The sequence below is a fragment of the Vibrio sp. Y10_XG_PY6 genome (assembly GCF_024181795.1).
Taxonomy (GTDB): Bacteria; Pseudomonadota; Gammaproteobacteria; order Enterobacterales; family Vibrionaceae; genus Vibrio; species Vibrio diabolicus.
Map to the genome: position 1 here is coordinate 296471 of NZ_JAMZAQ010000002.1, position 15219 is coordinate 311689.

Below are 15219 nucleotides of genomic sequence, written 5' to 3' on the forward strand. Positions count from 1 at the left end.
GCTCGGTCTTCTTTTATGCATGTTTTGCAAACGCATTGGTAAAAGACACGCTGCGTATTTTGTATTGCTGTTGATAAGCAAGAATAAAATCTCGGACAGCGTCATTTACGGGGAAAACACAGTGGACATCTAGGCCTTCTAAAAACTGATTGTCAGCCATATCCCAGAAGCTTTGAAGCGAATTACAAATGATTGTTCTCATAACAGTGCTCGTCTCGGCTTATTTAAAGTCAGATTAACAACTGTCCTTGGTGTGCAATACGGAGCTAACTAGTTTTTCAATTGCCCAGTATTTTAGGGTGAAGGCTACATTACATCACCTAGATCCATTCGTATTGGTTAAAAACCAATCACTAGCGAGCAGAGTATAGCCAACCAAATGTATATTTAAAAGATAAAATTGGAACAAAAATCAAGCAATGGTTTGCGCATTTCTAAGTTGGGTTTACATGATGACCCGCTAGTCCGGAGTAGGGTTTATGTGTGGCCTTACTCCTAAACAAACTCGTTCCTAAACAAGCTCGATGTGCAGGGTTGAGCGTTAATGAACTGAATCCTGCCCTTTGAGGTTAGTTGGTATAGTGGAACGTTAAATTTCGCTCCCTGATTTAAGGTTAAGCTATAAATCTAACGCTAAGATTTTGGACTTACGCTGGAAGTTATATAACCCTTGTTTGGCTCCAGGCAAATAGTCGACACTGACTTCGTAAAAACCTTGCTCTCTAAACCAATGCAAACTGTGTGTCGTGAGGACAAAAATCTGATCAATGGTTTCGGATTTAGAACGATGTTTCATGTAGTTGAGCAGTAACAAACCTCGGTTTCCATCACGATAGTCAGGGTGAATTGCTACGCAAGCCATCTCAGCTTTACGCTCTTCTGGGTATGGATAAAGGGCAGCACAGCCAATAATCAAACCGTCTTTTTCGATGATGGTAAATTTTCCAATCTCTTGCTCTAGCTGCTCTCGAGAGCGCCTAACCAGTACACCTTGTTCTTCTAACGGGCGAATGAGGTCTAAGATACCGCCAATATCGTCAATATTAGCTTGCCTCACTTGTTCAGCACTCGCCATAACAACTTGGGTTCCGATGCCGTCGAAAGAGAACAACTCCTGAATTAAGGCGCCATCTACTTTATAACTGATCAAGTGGCTACGAGGTACTCCGGCACGGCAAGCGGCAATAGAGCCTTTAAGAAAGCGCAGTGTCCCAGTGTTGTAATCTAGGTCAGGAGACGTATTTTCAGAGAGTGTTTTGATGACATGCTCCGCCTCAATTGGCAGTAACTCGGCGACAGCATTGCCGTTGTCATCAATGACACCTTGTTCGGAGCAAAAACCAATCAGCTTATCCGCACCCAGCTTTATCGCTAGTTGGGTGGCGACTTCTTCCGATAATAAATTGAAGCACTCGCCAGTCACAGAGCTAGCAATGGGACCTAGCAGAACAATTGAACCTTGATCAAGAGTGCGGTTGATAGCATCGGTGTCAATGCGGCGAATACGTCCACTATGGCAATAGTCCACACCATCATCAACGCCGAGTGGTTGGGCAATGATGTAGTTTCCGCTAACGACATTGAGCTGGGTACCTGCCATCGGAGTATTGTTGAGGCTCATTGATAGGCGCGCAGTAATCGCAAGCTGAAGTTGTCCGGCAGCTTGCATAACAACAGATAAAGCCGATTCATCCGTAATGCGGATATTTTTGTGGTAAGGCGTAGTGAGGTCTTGTTTTTCTAGCAGCTGATTAATTTGAGGACGTGCACCATACACCACCACGACTTTGATTCCGAGGCTGTGCATGAGGGCGATATCATTAATAATGTTGCCAAAATTTTTGTGTGCGACGGCTTCTCCGCCCAGCATGATCACCATGGTTTTTCCGCGGTGAGCATTGACATAAGGTGTTGATTGACGGAATCCTTTTACGAGAGCAGTACTACGAATTTTCACTACAGCCATTCCTTTGTTTAATTATGTCAAAATAATGCCTTTTTATTCACTTGGTGGCAAGGTGAAATTTTGGAATAAAGCACAAACATATTGAGGTAGGTTCTTGGTCCCGTTGAGGGGGAGAGTTACAATGAGCGCGTCTTTTCTCAATACGTGAACCTCATGTCTTCTGCTGTTAATAAGAATGCTGCGATCACTGCTTCAAATCTGCCAAAAACGTCATCTAAATCAATGCTTCGTAAGTGGCTAGAGCGTTCTCTTATGCTTATAGCGATAGTTGGAACCGTTGTCGTGTGCATGCTGTATAGTGATTTGATTACTCGAACCATTAATCCGCCCATTCCTAAATCGACTATTTATGGCCGCTGGGTTGAGCAAGATGTTGCGCCTTATGCTCGTGAAGAATTTGTGTTGAGTGAGCGCGGTGTTACTGTAAATGGTTCTACAGTGGCTACCAGTTTTGAATTCGATGGGGATTCGTTTTCGTATCGAGTGGGTTCAAATGAGCGGCACTTCAATTTTGTGGGTAAGCAGCATGCAGAAATGAAACTGGATGCCAATGCACATTATCTACCTGTATTCCGTTTGGAGGGGCGTTCAAGGATTGCGGTAAGATAGTCGTTTTTATTATTGTCTCTTAAGCTGAGAGTCCTTGCGTCTGTGAGTCACATGGATGATCACATTTTCATCTCTCAATCAGTAAATCTTACTTTCAAACATAATCCGGACAATTCCGTAATTCTTCCGCTGCTATCATGTTGCATTAACTGAATGAATTCACAACGAGTAAACGGATTGGCTTAGCGTTGAAACATTTTGTCGTTGCTTTTCAATTGCACCGTATGCATTTGTTTGCCATCCTTTTGCTATTCTCTTTTACGGAAAAGACACGTGTTAAAAAAACTCCTTCCTATTATCTCTTTGAGCCTACTCTTTGGCTGTGCTCAACAAAATGATCGTGCTCAGCAATATCTTGATGGTGAGTTTCCTCAGATCCTCAATCAAGTGGATGTGGTTGAGTCTAACAAACCACGCGATTTTACTGAATTTAACAAGCAAGCTGAGCAAGTGGTGATAAAGTCACCATCCATGGCGAAGATGTACCAACCGCTATATCAACGATTAAGTGAGTGGGCGCAACAGAGCGGAGATACCAGTGCGTTGAGTGCGTTTGGCATTCAAGCCGCGCAATTGGGTGGTGGTGATAAAAAAGGTAATGTGCTGTTTACCGGATACTTTTCTCCCGTGATGGAACTGCGTCATACACCAAACGACATTTTTAAGTACCCAGTTTATGGCAAGCCAAACTGCTCATCAGATTGTCCGACTCGCGCGGAGATCTACAATGGAGCACTAGATGGACAAGGTTTGGTGCTAGGTTACGCGCCTAATCGTATCGACCCATTTATGATGGAAGTGCAGGGCAGTGGCTATGTGCATTTTGAAGATGATGATACGTTGGAGTACTTTGCGTACGCGGGTAAAAACAACAAAGCTTACGTCAGCATTGGCCGAATTTTGATTGAACGTGGTGAAGTGCCGCGTGAAAAAATGTCTCTCAAAGCGATTAAAGAGTGGGTGATGGACAACGACGATGCGACAGTGCGCGAGTTGTTGGAGCAAAACCCTTCTTACGTTTTCTTTGCGCCAAAAGCAGAAGCGCCAGTAACAGGCTCGGCTGGTATTCCGTTGTTGCCAATGGCCGCTGTCGCGGGTGACCGTTCTATCTTACCAATGGGTACGCCAATCTTGGCGGAAGTGCCACTGTTGAATGCTGATGGTACGTGGAGTGGTGCGCATCAACTGCGAATGCTGATCGTTTTAGACACTGGTGGTGCGGTAAAACAGAACCATTTGGATCTGTATCATGGCATTGGTGCGAGAGCAGGAACGGAAGCAGGGCACTACAAGCATTTTGGTCGAGTGTGGAAACTTGGGTTAGAAAACTCACCAACTCAAGCGCCTTGGGCTTTACCGCCAGAAAAGCTACAATAGTCGTCCAAGAGAGAGGAACACTCTCTTATCTAGACATTTCATCAAAGAGTGCGTATAAATCGCACTCTTTGTTTTTCTATCGATCATCTGGACTTCAATATGCGTGAACTCGATACCCCAGCATCTGACAGCTACAATCAACGCTTTGGCGGCACTCGTCGTCTTTATGGCAACAGCGAAGTGGACATTCTTCGCGCTGCACACGTTTGTGTGATTGGTATTGGTGGCGTGGGATCATGGGCGGTGGAAGCGCTGGCTCGTACAGGGATCGGTGAGCTAACTCTGATTGATATGGACGATGTTTGTGTCACGAACATTAACCGCCAAATTCATGCGATGACGGGCACCGTTGGCCAAAGCAAAATTGAAGTGATGGCCGAGCGTGTCAAATTGATCAACCCAGAGTGTAAAGTCAACCTGATTGATGATTTCATCACGCCAGACAATCAACATGAGTACTTAAGCAAAGAGTTTGATTACGTGCTGGATGCCATTGACAGCGTAAAAGCGAAGGCGTCTTTGTTGGCGTATTGCCGCAGCAACAAGATCAAAGTGATCACTACGGGGGGCGCTGGTGGTCAGGTTGACCCAACGCAGATCATGCTCGCTGATTTAACGAAAACGATCCAAGATCCTCTAGCGAAGAAAATCAAAGACACCCTGCGTCGTCATCATAACTTCCCTAAGAACCCGGCTCGTAAGTTTGGTATTGATTGCGTGTTTTCAACCGAGCAGCTGAAGTACCCTCAAGCAGACGGTTCAGTGTGTGGTGTGAAGTCGACAGCGGAAGGCCCAAAACGTATGGATTGTGCTAGCGGTTTTGGTGCGGCGACTGTTGTAACTGCAACGTTTGGCTTTGTCGCGGTATCGCGAATCGTTGAGAAGTTGATTTCAAAATATAAGAAGTAAACTAGAAGAAGAGCGCATCATGACAGATTTTCCCGTTTCTCCATTTGGTACAGATATCACCAGCGAAGACATTGTCGCGACTATGCAGCAATTTAAAGGCTGGGAAGATCGTTACCGTCAGGTTATTCAGTGGGGTAAAAAGCTGCCACAAATGCCAGAAGAGCTGAAATCAGAACAAGTTACCGTTTCGGGCTGTGAAAGCTTGGTGTGGTTAGTGAGCCAAGAGCAAGATGGCGTTTGGCATTTTTGTGCGGACTCCGATGCGCGTATCGTCCGTGGATTGATTGCCTTGGTAATGGCAGCTTATGACGGTAAAACGGCCGATCAAATTCAAGCATTTGATATTGATGCTTATTTTGATCAACTGGGGCTTGTCTCCCATTTAAGCCCGTCACGTGGTAATGGTTTGAAAGCTATTGTAGAGCAGATTAAGCAAACCGCCGTGTAACGAGTCATTTTCCCAATTTAAAAAAAAACGCCGAATAGCCTAGCTGTTTGGCGTTTTTTGTATCTGAGTTGAGATATTTTTTGCATGTGGATAAAAAGTATGCAAATGGTCGACTATTTTAGCGTTAATTAACCATTCTATTGATCCTGGTTCATTATATTGCCCACTTGGTTTTTATAAACTCAATTGTATTTAAAATTTGTCTATATTAGATAATAGACATATGCCCCATTCGCTCTTATTCCCCAATGTGGAAACACACTTGGAAGCGATTGGGTTACTTAGATACAAATGCTAGGAACCTCCCTATATGCAATTCACCTTGGAACATGCGCAAGACGTGTTATCCGGAATGCCAGACCCCACTTTTATTCTGAGTGAAGATGGTATCTATATTGATGTTTTTGGAGGAACAGATAAAAAAGCCTATCACGATGGAAGTAATTTGATAGGTGAGACGCTGCACAGCGTACTTGAGAAAGATAAAGCTGACTGGTTTATCGAACAGATAAATCGGTCACTGAAACAAGACAGTATTGTGACGATCGAGTACAAGATGTGCGCCGACAGCATTCAGGGAATAGATGCTAACAGTGGGCCAAGAGGCGACCTATACTACGAAGGCAAGATCTGCCCACTCGCTATAAAATACCGAGGTCGTCGCGTTGTCCTTATTCTTACACGTAACATCTCCAATCGCCACCGAGTTGAAACCCTTCTTCGCCATCAAAGCCAAATTGATGCTCTTACCAACATCTACAATCGACGTGTCTTTTTCGAAAAGCTCACAGAAGAAGTTATTAAATCCCAAGCTCCGGATTATCACTCCGCGTTGTTATTATTTGATTTGGATTTTTTTAAAGTCATCAATGATAAACGTGGTCATGATGCGGGGGATTATGTCTTAGAGACGTTAGCTGATTTGGTTTCTCACTTACTCGTCAAAGACGAAATTTTTGCAAGAGTCGGAGGGGAGGAGTTTGCGATTATTTTGCCAGAAACTTCTCTGTCGGCGGCGAAAGAGGTAGGAGAGGAAGTACGTTCCCATATTCAAAATTGTCAGTTCGAATTTGAAAAGATTGAAATTCCGGTCACGGTGAGTGTAGGCGTGGTGGAAATAGGCAGAAATGAAACCACCAAACGTTTGTATGCGCATGCAGATAAAGCGCTTTATGCTGCGAAAAGAAATGGCAGAAATTGCGTGGCGACTCTGGATAGGCAGATGGAGTAACCTTGTTGGTTACTCCAAATCAAACCGTTGGCGTTATAGCATGTCGACGGCTTTTTCTACGGCGGCGATGAATCTATCCACATCTTCAGCCGTGTTATAAATACCAAAAGAAACGCGTACCGTTCCTTTCACGTTTAGCGCATCCATCAATGGGTGAGCGCAGTGGTGTCCTGCTCGTACCGCAATGCCTTGTTGATCGAGCAGCGTTGCCATGTCTTGGTGATGAACGCCGTCCATGACGAACGTCAGTACAGAGGCGTTCGGTTGGTAGCCTAGAATATGGATGTCATCCAACGCGCTTAGTGCTTGGTAGGACTTATCCTGAAGCACATGGAGATGATCCTCTACTTCGTGATGGTCAAAACCTTGGTACCACTCAATGGCTTTCGCTAGAGCAATCGCGCCCGCAACGTTTGGTGTGCCCGCTTCAAATTTACCAGGAAGTGCAGAAAACGTCGTTTTCTCGAACGAAACGCGTTCAACCATTTTACCACCGCCGTGCCATGGTGGCATAGCTTCTAACAACTCTAGTTTGCCGTATAGGACGCCAATACCTGCTGGCGCATAAAGTTTGTGACCTGAGAAAACGTAAAAATCGATATCTGATACCGATAAATCAAGCTGCTCATGGACGATGCCTTGAGCGCCATCAATCACAACAACCGCGCCAACGCTGTGCGCTAGTTCAGTGATTTTTTCGATAGGTTGTCGTGTGCCCGTGACGTTGGTGATTTGCGCACAAGCAACAATTTTACAGCGGTCAGACAGAAGCGCCTCAAATGCACTGATGTCGAACTGGCAATCTGATGTCATTGGAACTTTTATGACTTTGGCGCCCGTTTGCTCTGCCACGATTTGCCAAGGCACGATGTTAGCGTGGTGCTCCATCTCGCTAATCAAGATCTCATCACCCGGTTGTAACGTGCTGCGGGCGTAAGTCTGAGCAATTAAGTTCAGTGCTTCGGTTGCGCCCCGTGTCCAAATGATCTCTTTAGAGCTGTTTGCACCAATAAAGTTTGCCACTCGTTCTCGTGCCGCTTCAAATTGGCTGGTGGCATTAGCCGTTAAACTATGACTGCCACGGTGAACATTGGCATTTTGCGCACTGTAGTAATGACTGATGACATCAATCACACATTGCGGTTTTTGCGTTGTCGCTGCGCTATCTAGATACACTAAGGGCGTATCGTTGACGGATTGATTTAGAGCGGGAAATTGCTCACGTACAGCATTTACGTCAAACATTATTCTTCACCAAGCTTATGGTAATGCAGAGTAGGCAGAGGGATCATTGGTTCAGCAACTGACCATGCGTGTTTTTTACCTGAGAGTTGAATGATTACTTCCATTGTGAACTCTAAAGCAGTGCCCGGACCTTGACTGGTGATAAGGTTGTGGTTGATATCAAAGGTCACGCGTTTGCTGCGCCACTTCTCTTCCGGGATATGTGACTGAAAGCTCGGGTGACAGGTCATCAGTGATTGTGGGAAAAGATCATGGTGTTGCAATACCAACGATGGTGCTGCGCAGATAGCAGCGACCAACTTTCCCTCGTAGATGTGCTGCTTAAGGATTTCTATCATCACCGTACTATCACGGAAAATTTCTGCACCACCAACACCACCAGAAAGCGCTATGGCGTCAAACTCATCATCAGCGATATCGACCAGCTTACAATCGGCTGTTAATGTGACTCCGCGAGAAGCTTTCATCGTCAATGAGCCATCAAAAGCAGCACTCGCTACCGTAACGTCATAACCCGCGCGAACCATCATGTCGATAACGGTGACGGCTTCCATTTCTTCGGTGCCCGGAGCGATTGGCACTAAGATTTTCTTACTCATTGTTCTGTCCAGCTTTGTTCTATTTGTTTGATGCGTTGGTAAAGTTTTAAATTCTCAGGCGTATTGATGCGATGTTTCTTGGCAGCCTTTAACAAGTATCCGGTTATAAAATCAATTTCCGTTCGACGCTGATGGAATACGTCTTGTCTCATTGAAGAATAGTTCTCAGCTGTGGCGTTCACCACTTGCATTACCGTATCGAAAAGAGAGCGAAACTCGATAGCAATACCTTCTTTACTCATTACTTCAACCAGTTCTTGAGTGATACTTTCGAGTTGTATCTTAAACTTGGGCTGCGCAAGCTCACCATTCTTACACTGGTGAATCGCAGTCAGTGGGTTAATCGCGCAGTTGATCGCTAACTTAGTCCATAACGCAGATTGGATGTGTGGATTCCAAATGGCCTCTGAAAGGGCATGATGCATAACATCTTGCAGAAAAGCGCACTGCATTCCTTTGTCATTATAACCACCCACTTGCGTTGTTCCGTGACCGGTATGCAGTACGTGTTGGTTATCTGGTTTGTATGCGCCGTGCGTCGTTGTGGCGAGCACTATCGGATTGTTTGGCAGAGCCTTCTCCACGCCAGAGGCGGTACCCATACCATTGTGCATCAGCATGATAATAGTGTCTGCGTTGATATGAGGCAGTAAAGGTTGAATAGCGTCTTCCACTTGCCAAGCTTTTACCGTGATCAAAATGAGATCCGCTTGATTTACGGAGGAAATATCTTGATTACTGAATACGATTGCGGGTGTGTCATCCAACTGAAGTGATTGTTGGCTCTCTGAACTTCTTCCCCACAATGAAACATTGTGCCCGGCAAGCTGAAATTTTGTTGCCCAGAGTGAGCCCACCGCACCTGGACCGAGGATAAGGATATTCACCAAACGCTCTCATTAAAAAGGTTTGCTGCAAGGATAATGAGGGAAAAAAGGAAAGCAAATAAAAATGGCGCCGAAAGGCGCCATTTTTGATGAAACTTAGTGGTTCAATTAGAACTTGTAAGTTACAGCTACATAGTGACCTACACCAGAAGACTCTGGCTTATGACCCCATGGTAGAGCTTCGCCATCTTTAAAGCCGTATACGTCTTTGTATAGCTTCAGACCGTAGCCAACAGCAAAGCGGTCAGAGTGCCAGTAGATGCCGTTGAACATAGCACCGCCGTTAGATGCTGTAGTGTTGAACTTATTGCCTTTGTCGTCATCCATACCGAATTGGTAATCAATGTAACCTTGGTAAGAAATGAATGAGCCGTTCTCGAAGAAGTAGAATGGTTTGAACCAGTTAGTAGAAACTTGGAAACCGTTCCAGTCTTTTTTGTTGCCATCGTATGTACCGTAAAGGTTTAGGCCAACTTTGCCGAACCAAGGTACCATTACGTCAGAACCTAGACCGATTTTTTGAGAGTTAACATCAGAGTTACCACCCCACTCGATTAGAGTTGCAACGTATAGCTCTTGAACTGGACCGAAAGATAGGTCTTTACCAGTTACCGCATCTAGAGACATACGTGGAGCAAATTTCATGAAGATTTTCTCGCCACCAGCTTTGTCGCTGCCTGGATCAGAAGCTAGGTTGAATACGTCAACGTAGCCGTATAGATCGAAAATACCAGAGCGACCGCCAAATTCCATCTCTAGGTAATCATGAGAAGATTCAGCATAACCTTTCTCGTTGAATGCACCCATTAGGTTAAATTGCATCCACTTGTAATCGTTTTTGTGGATATCGCCGTCAGAGTAATCTGCAGCCAATACTGGAGCTGAAGTAGCCGCTAGAAGGCTAAGAGCTAAAAGTGATTTACGCATAAGGGGACTCTCTATGTTTGTAATGATTCAGAACACGCAATCTGTGCTGCGCTTTCCAATTGGCGGGAATAATAGCGATAAAAATCCCAAATGAAAGTGATAAAGGGTGCAAAAATGAACGTTTTTGGTGAGTTGTGTCACGAAATTATCTTTATTTACGGAACTTTTTGTTTGTTGCATTTAATTGCAATAAATATGTGATTTGGATCGTTTGCGTAAGCGATTTTATGACTTTTTAAGCCAGTCGATTAACCAACATAAATCGTTAGTGATCGGAGTGATAAGGGATTCGTATGTATCGGTGAATCAAAGAGGACGTTTGAATGAAAGAAGTCATGTTATTCCCACTCACTTCAGTTGTACTCCCTGAAGGTAAAATGAACCTGCGCATTTTTGAGCCACGATATAAGCGAATGGTAAAGGAATGCAGCCTACAAAATGTGGGTTTTGGAGTTTGCCTAGTAGGTAGTGAAGGTGACCCTAAAGACGTGGGAAATGTTTCATCTATCGGAACTTTGGTCAGGATCGTTGATTTTGAAACACTCAGTGATGGTCTTCTTGGTATTACAGTCGCTGGTGAGAAACGCTTTGTTGTCAAACGAGTTCGTGCAGATGCGGACGGCTTACGCCATGCAGAGGTCGAATGGTTAGACAATTGGCAACATCCAGACAACTCACCAGATTTCTTCTATTTAAGCCAGCAGTTATCCCATGTTTATGAAGAGTTTCCTCAACTTGGAAACCTCTACCAGCATCGTTTTTACGATGACTCAGCTTGGGTGACCCAGCGCTGGCTTGAATTACTTCCTTTAGACTGCAATCTGTTCGAACAGCTCGTTGGCGCAGAGAACTGCATTCCTGCGTTGCAATTTCTGACAGAAGCCATAGAAGCCCCGACTAACAAAGAGGCAAGGATATGAAAGGATTTAGCAGAGCTGCGCTAACTATGGTGGCGGCATTAGGACTGGCGGCGTGTGGCTCCGACAGCGACACCATCGAGTATTCCAATTTGCAAGCAGTACATGCGTCTTCTGATGCGCCGCTTGCAAATGTGTGGATAAACGATAAATCATCATTGACAGGTGTTGATTATGGTATGGGTTCTGGTTACATGAAGTTACGTGAGGGCATGAACTCCATTCAAGTTGATGTTCAACTTCCAGGCGATGAAACCGCGACCGTAATACCTAAAACAGAACTAGACCTTGATTCAGACCTCAATTACAACGTGTTCGTTGTTGGTGATGCCGATGGTTCGCCAAACCCAGTAGAACCTTTAGTTGTGACTCGCAGCGCCGATTCAATGGCTGATGCCAATAGTCTAGATGTTCAAGTTGTTCATGCAGCGTCTGGCGTTCCTGCCGTTGATCTCTACGTCACTGAGCCAGGGGCTGATCTTGCTAGCGCGACACCGCTTATGAATCTTGCATATAAAGCATCTACAGACGTATTGAACATCCCCGCTGGTGAGTACCAAGTTCGACTTGCTGTTGGGGATAGCGTTGCTTTTGATTCGGGCACAATATCTCTTGCTGCTAATTCAAACTTGACGATTGCCGCTATCAGTACCGGAGATTCAAATAGCACGTCACCGGTTAAGTTGTTGGTATTGGATGGTTCAGGATCTTCTATAATCGAGGATATTGGCAGCCAAGCTGAAGTCAGAGTCGGACATCTTGTCGATGGAGCGCCGATCGTCGATGTCAACGTTAACGGGGCGGCCTTCGGTCCTCTTGCCGACTTAGCGTTCAAAGAGATTCGTGGTTATTTGGATCTCGATGCTGGCGCTTACGATATTGACGTTTACGTGGATGGCACAACAACCAATCCTATTATCGATGTTGACGGATTAATGGTTGCGGGCGGAATGGATTACAGTGTTTACGCAGTCGGTGTTGTTAGCCCAGCTATTGATATCGAACCTCTAGTTGTTGAAGGCATGAGACGTGCAGTGGCAACTAGCGCGACGCTGAATGTGACACATGCGGCGGCGAATCCCGTAGCGGAAATGGTGGATATTTATCTCACTACAAGTGCTGGAATAGATGGAAGTGATCCAACTATTGCTAATTTTGCGTACAAAGATAGCGTTCAGGGATTATATGTCGCTGAAGGTACCTATTATGTAACCGTGACAGTGGCAGGCGATCCAAGTACGGTTGCTATTGATTCAGCACCAGTCAATGTGATGAATGGTGTTGTGTATCAAGTGGTTGCCATTGATGATGGGAACAACGGTGGCTTCAACTTGTTGGTTGATGACGTTACCGATTAGGACGAATGGGAGGAGATGACTCCTCCCTAAAATTAAGGCCGATTATGATGAGTGATAGCCCAAAAAAACTGGGGCGCAGTGATTGGAACGATTACATGGACAAAGTGAAAGCTCGAGATAAAGACGCGTTCGCTTTTGTATTCCGTTTTTACGCACCCAAGCTGAAGCAATTCGCTTACAAACATGTTGGTAATGAGCAAGTTGCTATGGAGATGGTGCAAGAGACCATGGCGACAGTTTGGCAGAAAGCGCACCTCTATGATGGGGAAAAGAGCGCGTTATCGACTTGGATATACACCATAATCCGAAACCTATGCTTTGATCTGTTGAGAAAGCAGAAAGGTAAGGAGTTACACATTCATTCTGATGACATTTGGCCGTCAGAATATTATCCACCAGATCTTGTTGATCACTATTCACCAGAGCAAGACATGTTGAAAGAACAGGTGGTTAAATTTTTAGATATTTTACCGAAAAATCAGAGAGACGTTTTACAAGCGGTGTATCTTGAAGAGCTACCTCATCAGCAGGTCGCTGAATTATTTGATATACCCCTCGGTACCGTAAAATCCAGGCTGAGGCTTGCAGTAGAAAAGCTAAGGCATTCAATGCATACGGAGCAACTATGAACAAACACCCAGATAACAGCTTGTTAGAAGCATACGCTTCGGGAAGCATTGATGCAGTTTCTGGTCTTGTGGTCGCAACCCATTTAGAAACATGCACCAAGTGCCGAGCTTATGTGAACCATGTCGAAGCCAGCCAAGCGAATATCGTGAGCGACATCCCCTCTGAATATGTCCCTGAATTCGACGATATGTTCAATGATATTATCAATGCGGAGCCAGCGACAGATAGCATCGTTATCCGAGATCCTGCCGCAGTGAATGTTGCAGGAAAGAGCTTTGAGCTTCCCAAAACCTTAGCGCGTTTCTCTGACCTTGTAGGGTCATGGAGAAGTTACGGAGGCAAGGTTTTCAGTGCTCAGATTGATCTAGGGGAAGATGCTCGTGTTAGCTTAATGTACATCGGAGAAGATGTGCAAATCCCTCAACATACGCACAAAGGCTTAGAATCTACATTGATCCTACATGGTGGGTTTAGTGATGAGGATGGCCAATATGAAGAGGGCGACTTGATGATTCGAGACGCGTCAGTGAAGCACAGCCCTTACACTAAGGCCGGAGAAGACTGCTTGTGTTTAACCGTATTGACTGAGCCGATGATCTTTACTCAAGGTGTGGCACGTATATTTAATATGTTTGGCAAAGGGCTATACCCATAGACCTCTTATCTTATATCTCGCATCAAAAAACCACCGAATTCGGTGGTTTTTTGATGCGCTTCTTAGTGCTTGTGACGTGCTTTTTCCAATAGAGCATCAAAGTAATGTCGTAGCGAGTACAACATAATCAAGCTTGGCACGACCATAACAGCGGTAAGCACAAAGAACGTGCTCCAGTCATTGAGGTAGTCCACCAGTTCTCCACTGAAAGAAGCAAGAGTCGTTCGTCCGAAGTTCCCCAAAGAGGCAAGCAAAGCATACTGCGTTGCTGAGAATGCTTGTCCGGTTAGAATCGTCAAAAATGAAACAAAAGCGACAGTTGAGAAAGCAGTCGTAAAGTTATCGACAATAATGGTTGCTAAATACAGGTGCTCATTTGGGCCTACCGATGCAATCCAAGCAAACATCAAGTTGCTGGCAGACATAGCAATACCGCCGATCATTAATCCACGTACAATACCAAACCTGACGTTGAACATGCTTCCGACAAAGGTAAAGAAGATAGTGGCTCCCCATCCGATCAGTTTGGAGTAATAACCAATTTGTTCGTTACTAAAACCAATATCTTTATAGAACGCGATCGACATCCTGCCCAAAAACGCTTCGCCAATTTTGAATAGGAAAACGAACAGCAAAAGAGTAATCGCGACACGGACGCCATTGCGATTAAAGAAGTCAAGGAAAGGTTCTACAACAGTCACAGTAAACCAAGCCACGACTTTTGAACCAACCACTTCTTTGTGGCGTTGTTCAGCGGCAGACTGAAGTTGTTCGCGTTGAGTCTTCGGTTCACCGACTAAAATCGTAAAGACCATTAGAATGCCGACTATCACCGCCATCCCGTAATACACGCCATTCCAACCGACGCTATCAGCATTAACAAACGCTAAATAACCCGGTAGTGAATAACCTGTCCACCAGCCAATGACCGCCATTGCAGAAGCTTGTGGCAGCTTAGATTCTTCTGATTTTGGGAAAGTATCAATACGAAAAGCATCTATCGCGATGTCTTGTGTGGCTGATGCGGTTGCAATACACAAGGCGAGTAGAGACGCAAACACCAAGTTCTCTGCTGGATTCACGCCCGCAATAAATACCGTCGCGACGAGTACAATACTTTGACAGAAGAAAATCCAGCTACGCCTTTGTCCAAGTAGTCGATAGAGCACTGGTAGCTTCACCCGGTCTACGAGTGGCGCCCAGAGAAAGTTAATTGCATAAACCGCAAAGACACTACCAAAGTAGCCTATTGCGGATAGGGTCAAACCAGCGTCTTTTAGCCAGCCAGACATATTTGAACCGATAAGTACCCACGGAAAGCCGCTAGAGCAGCCCAACATGAAAACCCACATGAGTCGTTTATCGAGGTAACTTTTTACCGTTTCCAACCAAGTGATGGAAGGTAATGAAGACATAAATCAATCCAATAAAATGAAGCCGTTGAAAGAGAAAGCCCTTCGA

Annotated in this window: 16 protein-coding genes; 9 read left to right on the forward strand and 7 right to left on the reverse strand. The window is 45.0% G+C overall.

Annotation, left to right across the window (positions count from 1 at the left end):
* Nucleotides 1-13 precede the first annotated feature (13 nt).
* Complete coding sequence (locus NL644_RS09640) at nt 14-202, reverse strand: hypothetical protein (RefSeq protein WP_074191720.1); 189 nt, start codon at nt 200-202, stop codon at nt 14-16.
* A gap of 417 nt (nt 203-619) precedes the next feature.
* Complete coding sequence (gene argA, locus NL644_RS09645) at nt 620-1957, reverse strand: amino-acid N-acetyltransferase (protein WP_012841478.1); 1338 nt, start codon at nt 1955-1957, stop codon at nt 620-622.
* Between the two features lie 162 nt (nt 1958-2119).
* Here argA and NL644_RS09650 point away from each other — a divergent pair, with 162 nt between their 5' ends.
* The 5 genes from NL644_RS09650 to NL644_RS09670 all read left to right on the forward strand — a co-directional run bounded on the left by NL644_RS09650 (nt 2120) and on the right by NL644_RS09670 (nt 6540).
* Nucleotides 2120-2575 (forward strand): DUF2850 domain-containing protein, encoded by a 456-nt coding sequence (locus NL644_RS09650; protein ID WP_114323564.1) that lies wholly within the window; start codon nt 2120-2122, stop codon nt 2573-2575.
* Nucleotides 2576-2848: 273 nt separating this feature from the next.
* Entirely contained in the window at nt 2849-3952 is a 1104-nt protein-coding gene (mltA, locus tag NL644_RS09655; protein ID WP_012841480.1) for a murein transglycosylase A, read from the forward strand.
* Between the two features lie 99 nt (nt 3953-4051).
* Nucleotides 4052-4861 (forward strand): tRNA cyclic N6-threonylcarbamoyladenosine(37) synthase TcdA, encoded by an 810-nt coding sequence (gene tcdA, locus NL644_RS09660; RefSeq protein WP_114323563.1) that lies wholly within the window; start codon nt 4052-4054, stop codon nt 4859-4861.
* Nucleotides 4862-4880: 19 nt separating this feature from the next.
* Nucleotides 4881-5309 (forward strand): cysteine desulfurase sulfur acceptor subunit CsdE, encoded by a 429-nt coding sequence (gene csdE / locus NL644_RS09665; RefSeq protein ID WP_053809816.1) that lies wholly within the window; start codon nt 4881-4883, stop codon nt 5307-5309.
* 310 nt (nt 5310-5619) lie between these two features.
* Nucleotides 5620-6540, forward strand: a complete 921-nt coding sequence (locus NL644_RS09670) for a GGDEF domain-containing protein (RefSeq protein WP_046874992.1) — start codon at nt 5620-5622, stop codon at nt 6538-6540.
* Between the two features lie 33 nt (nt 6541-6573).
* Here the strand turns inward: NL644_RS09670 and csdA are convergent, their stop codons facing one another.
* From csdA to NL644_RS09690, 4 genes are all read right to left on the reverse strand, one after another.
* Nucleotides 6574-7785, reverse strand: coding sequence for a cysteine desulfurase CsdA (gene csdA / locus NL644_RS09675; protein ID WP_114323562.1), 1212 nt, complete (start codon nt 7783-7785; stop codon nt 6574-6576).
* The gene (locus NL644_RS09680; protein WP_253658351.1) at nt 7785-8384 is read right to left on the reverse strand and encodes a DJ-1 family glyoxalase III; all 600 of its coding nucleotides are present in this window, start codon (nt 8382-8384) and stop codon (nt 7785-7787) included. Before NL644_RS09680 ends, csdA begins: the two co-directional genes overlap by 1 nt.
* Nucleotides 8381-9271: a 2-dehydropantoate 2-reductase gene (gene panE / locus NL644_RS09685; protein WP_114323560.1), complete on the reverse strand. Its 891-nt coding sequence runs from the start codon at nt 9269-9271 to the stop codon at nt 8381-8383. Before panE ends, NL644_RS09680 begins: the two co-directional genes overlap by 4 nt.
* Nucleotides 9272-9379: 108 nt before the next feature.
* Nucleotides 9380-10198, reverse strand: a complete 819-nt coding sequence (locus NL644_RS09690) for an outer membrane protein OmpK (RefSeq protein ID WP_046874988.1) — start codon at nt 10196-10198, stop codon at nt 9380-9382.
* 323 nt (nt 10199-10521) lie between these two features.
* On the opposite strand from NL644_RS09690, the gene NL644_RS09695 reads away from it, so the two are divergent.
* From NL644_RS09695 to NL644_RS09710, 4 genes are read left to right on the forward strand one after another with little or no spacing between them, the layout of a single operon-like run.
* Nucleotides 10522-11118, forward strand: a complete 597-nt coding sequence (locus NL644_RS09695; RefSeq protein ID WP_005380253.1) for an LON peptidase substrate-binding domain-containing protein — start codon at nt 10522-10524, stop codon at nt 11116-11118.
* Nucleotides 11115-12473, forward strand: a complete 1359-nt coding sequence (locus NL644_RS09700; RefSeq protein ID WP_114323559.1) for a DUF4397 domain-containing protein — start codon at nt 11115-11117, stop codon at nt 12471-12473. Before NL644_RS09695 ends, NL644_RS09700 begins: the two co-directional genes overlap by 4 nt.
* Before the next feature lie 44 nt (nt 12474-12517).
* The gene (locus tag NL644_RS09705; protein WP_005380255.1) at nt 12518-13102 is read left to right on the forward strand and encodes an RNA polymerase sigma factor; all 585 of its coding nucleotides are present in this window, start codon (nt 12518-12520) and stop codon (nt 13100-13102) included.
* The gene (locus NL644_RS09710) at nt 13099-13758 is read left to right on the forward strand and encodes a ChrR family anti-sigma-E factor (RefSeq protein WP_114323558.1); all 660 of its coding nucleotides are present in this window, start codon (nt 13099-13101) and stop codon (nt 13756-13758) included. Before NL644_RS09705 ends, NL644_RS09710 begins: the two co-directional genes overlap by 4 nt.
* Before the next feature lie 62 nt (nt 13759-13820).
* Here NL644_RS09710 and NL644_RS09715 read toward each other — a convergent pair whose 3' ends face one another.
* Nucleotides 13821-15173, reverse strand: a complete 1353-nt coding sequence (locus NL644_RS09715) for an MFS transporter (protein ID WP_006742554.1) — start codon at nt 15171-15173, stop codon at nt 13821-13823.
* Nucleotides 15174-15219: the final 46 nt, after the last annotated feature.

Excerpts from the sequence above, each read along its gene's own strand:
- csdE (WP_053809816.1), top strand. The coding sequence starts at position 4,881 with ATGACAGATTTTCCCGTTTCTCCATTTGGTACAGATATCACCAGCGAA.
- NL644_RS09690 (WP_046874988.1), bottom strand. The coding sequence starts at position 10,198 with ATGCGTAAATCACTTTTAGCTCTTAGCCTTCTAGCGGCTACTTCAGCT.
- NL644_RS09715 (WP_006742554.1), bottom strand. The coding sequence starts at position 15,173 with ATGTCTTCATTACCTTCCATCACTTGGTTGGAAACGGTAAAAAGTTAC.
- NL644_RS09705 (WP_005380255.1), top strand. The coding sequence starts at position 12,518 with ATGATGAGTGATAGCCCAAAAAAACTGGGGCGCAGTGATTGGAACGAT.
- NL644_RS09700 (WP_114323559.1), top strand. The coding sequence starts at position 11,115 with ATGAAAGGATTTAGCAGAGCTGCGCTAACTATGGTGGCGGCATTAGGA.
- NL644_RS09670 (WP_046874992.1), top strand. The coding sequence starts at position 5,620 with ATGCAATTCACCTTGGAACATGCGCAAGACGTGTTATCCGGAATGCCA.
- NL644_RS09640 (WP_074191720.1), bottom strand. The coding sequence starts at position 202 with ATGAGAACAATCATTTGTAATTCGCTTCAAAGCTTCTGGGATATGGCT.
- NL644_RS09695 (WP_005380253.1), top strand. The coding sequence starts at position 10,522 with ATGAAAGAAGTCATGTTATTCCCACTCACTTCAGTTGTACTCCCTGAA.
- NL644_RS09650 (WP_114323564.1), top strand. The coding sequence starts at position 2,120 with ATGTCTTCTGCTGTTAATAAGAATGCTGCGATCACTGCTTCAAATCTG.
- csdA (WP_114323562.1), bottom strand. The coding sequence starts at position 7,785 with ATGTTTGACGTAAATGCTGTACGTGAGCAATTTCCCGCTCTAAATCAA.
- tcdA (WP_114323563.1), top strand. The coding sequence starts at position 4,052 with ATGCGTGAACTCGATACCCCAGCATCTGACAGCTACAATCAACGCTTT.
- NL644_RS09680 (WP_253658351.1), bottom strand. The coding sequence starts at position 8,384 with ATGAGTAAGAAAATCTTAGTGCCAATCGCTCCGGGCACCGAAGAAATG.
- NL644_RS09710 (WP_114323558.1), top strand. The coding sequence starts at position 13,099 with ATGAACAAACACCCAGATAACAGCTTGTTAGAAGCATACGCTTCGGGA.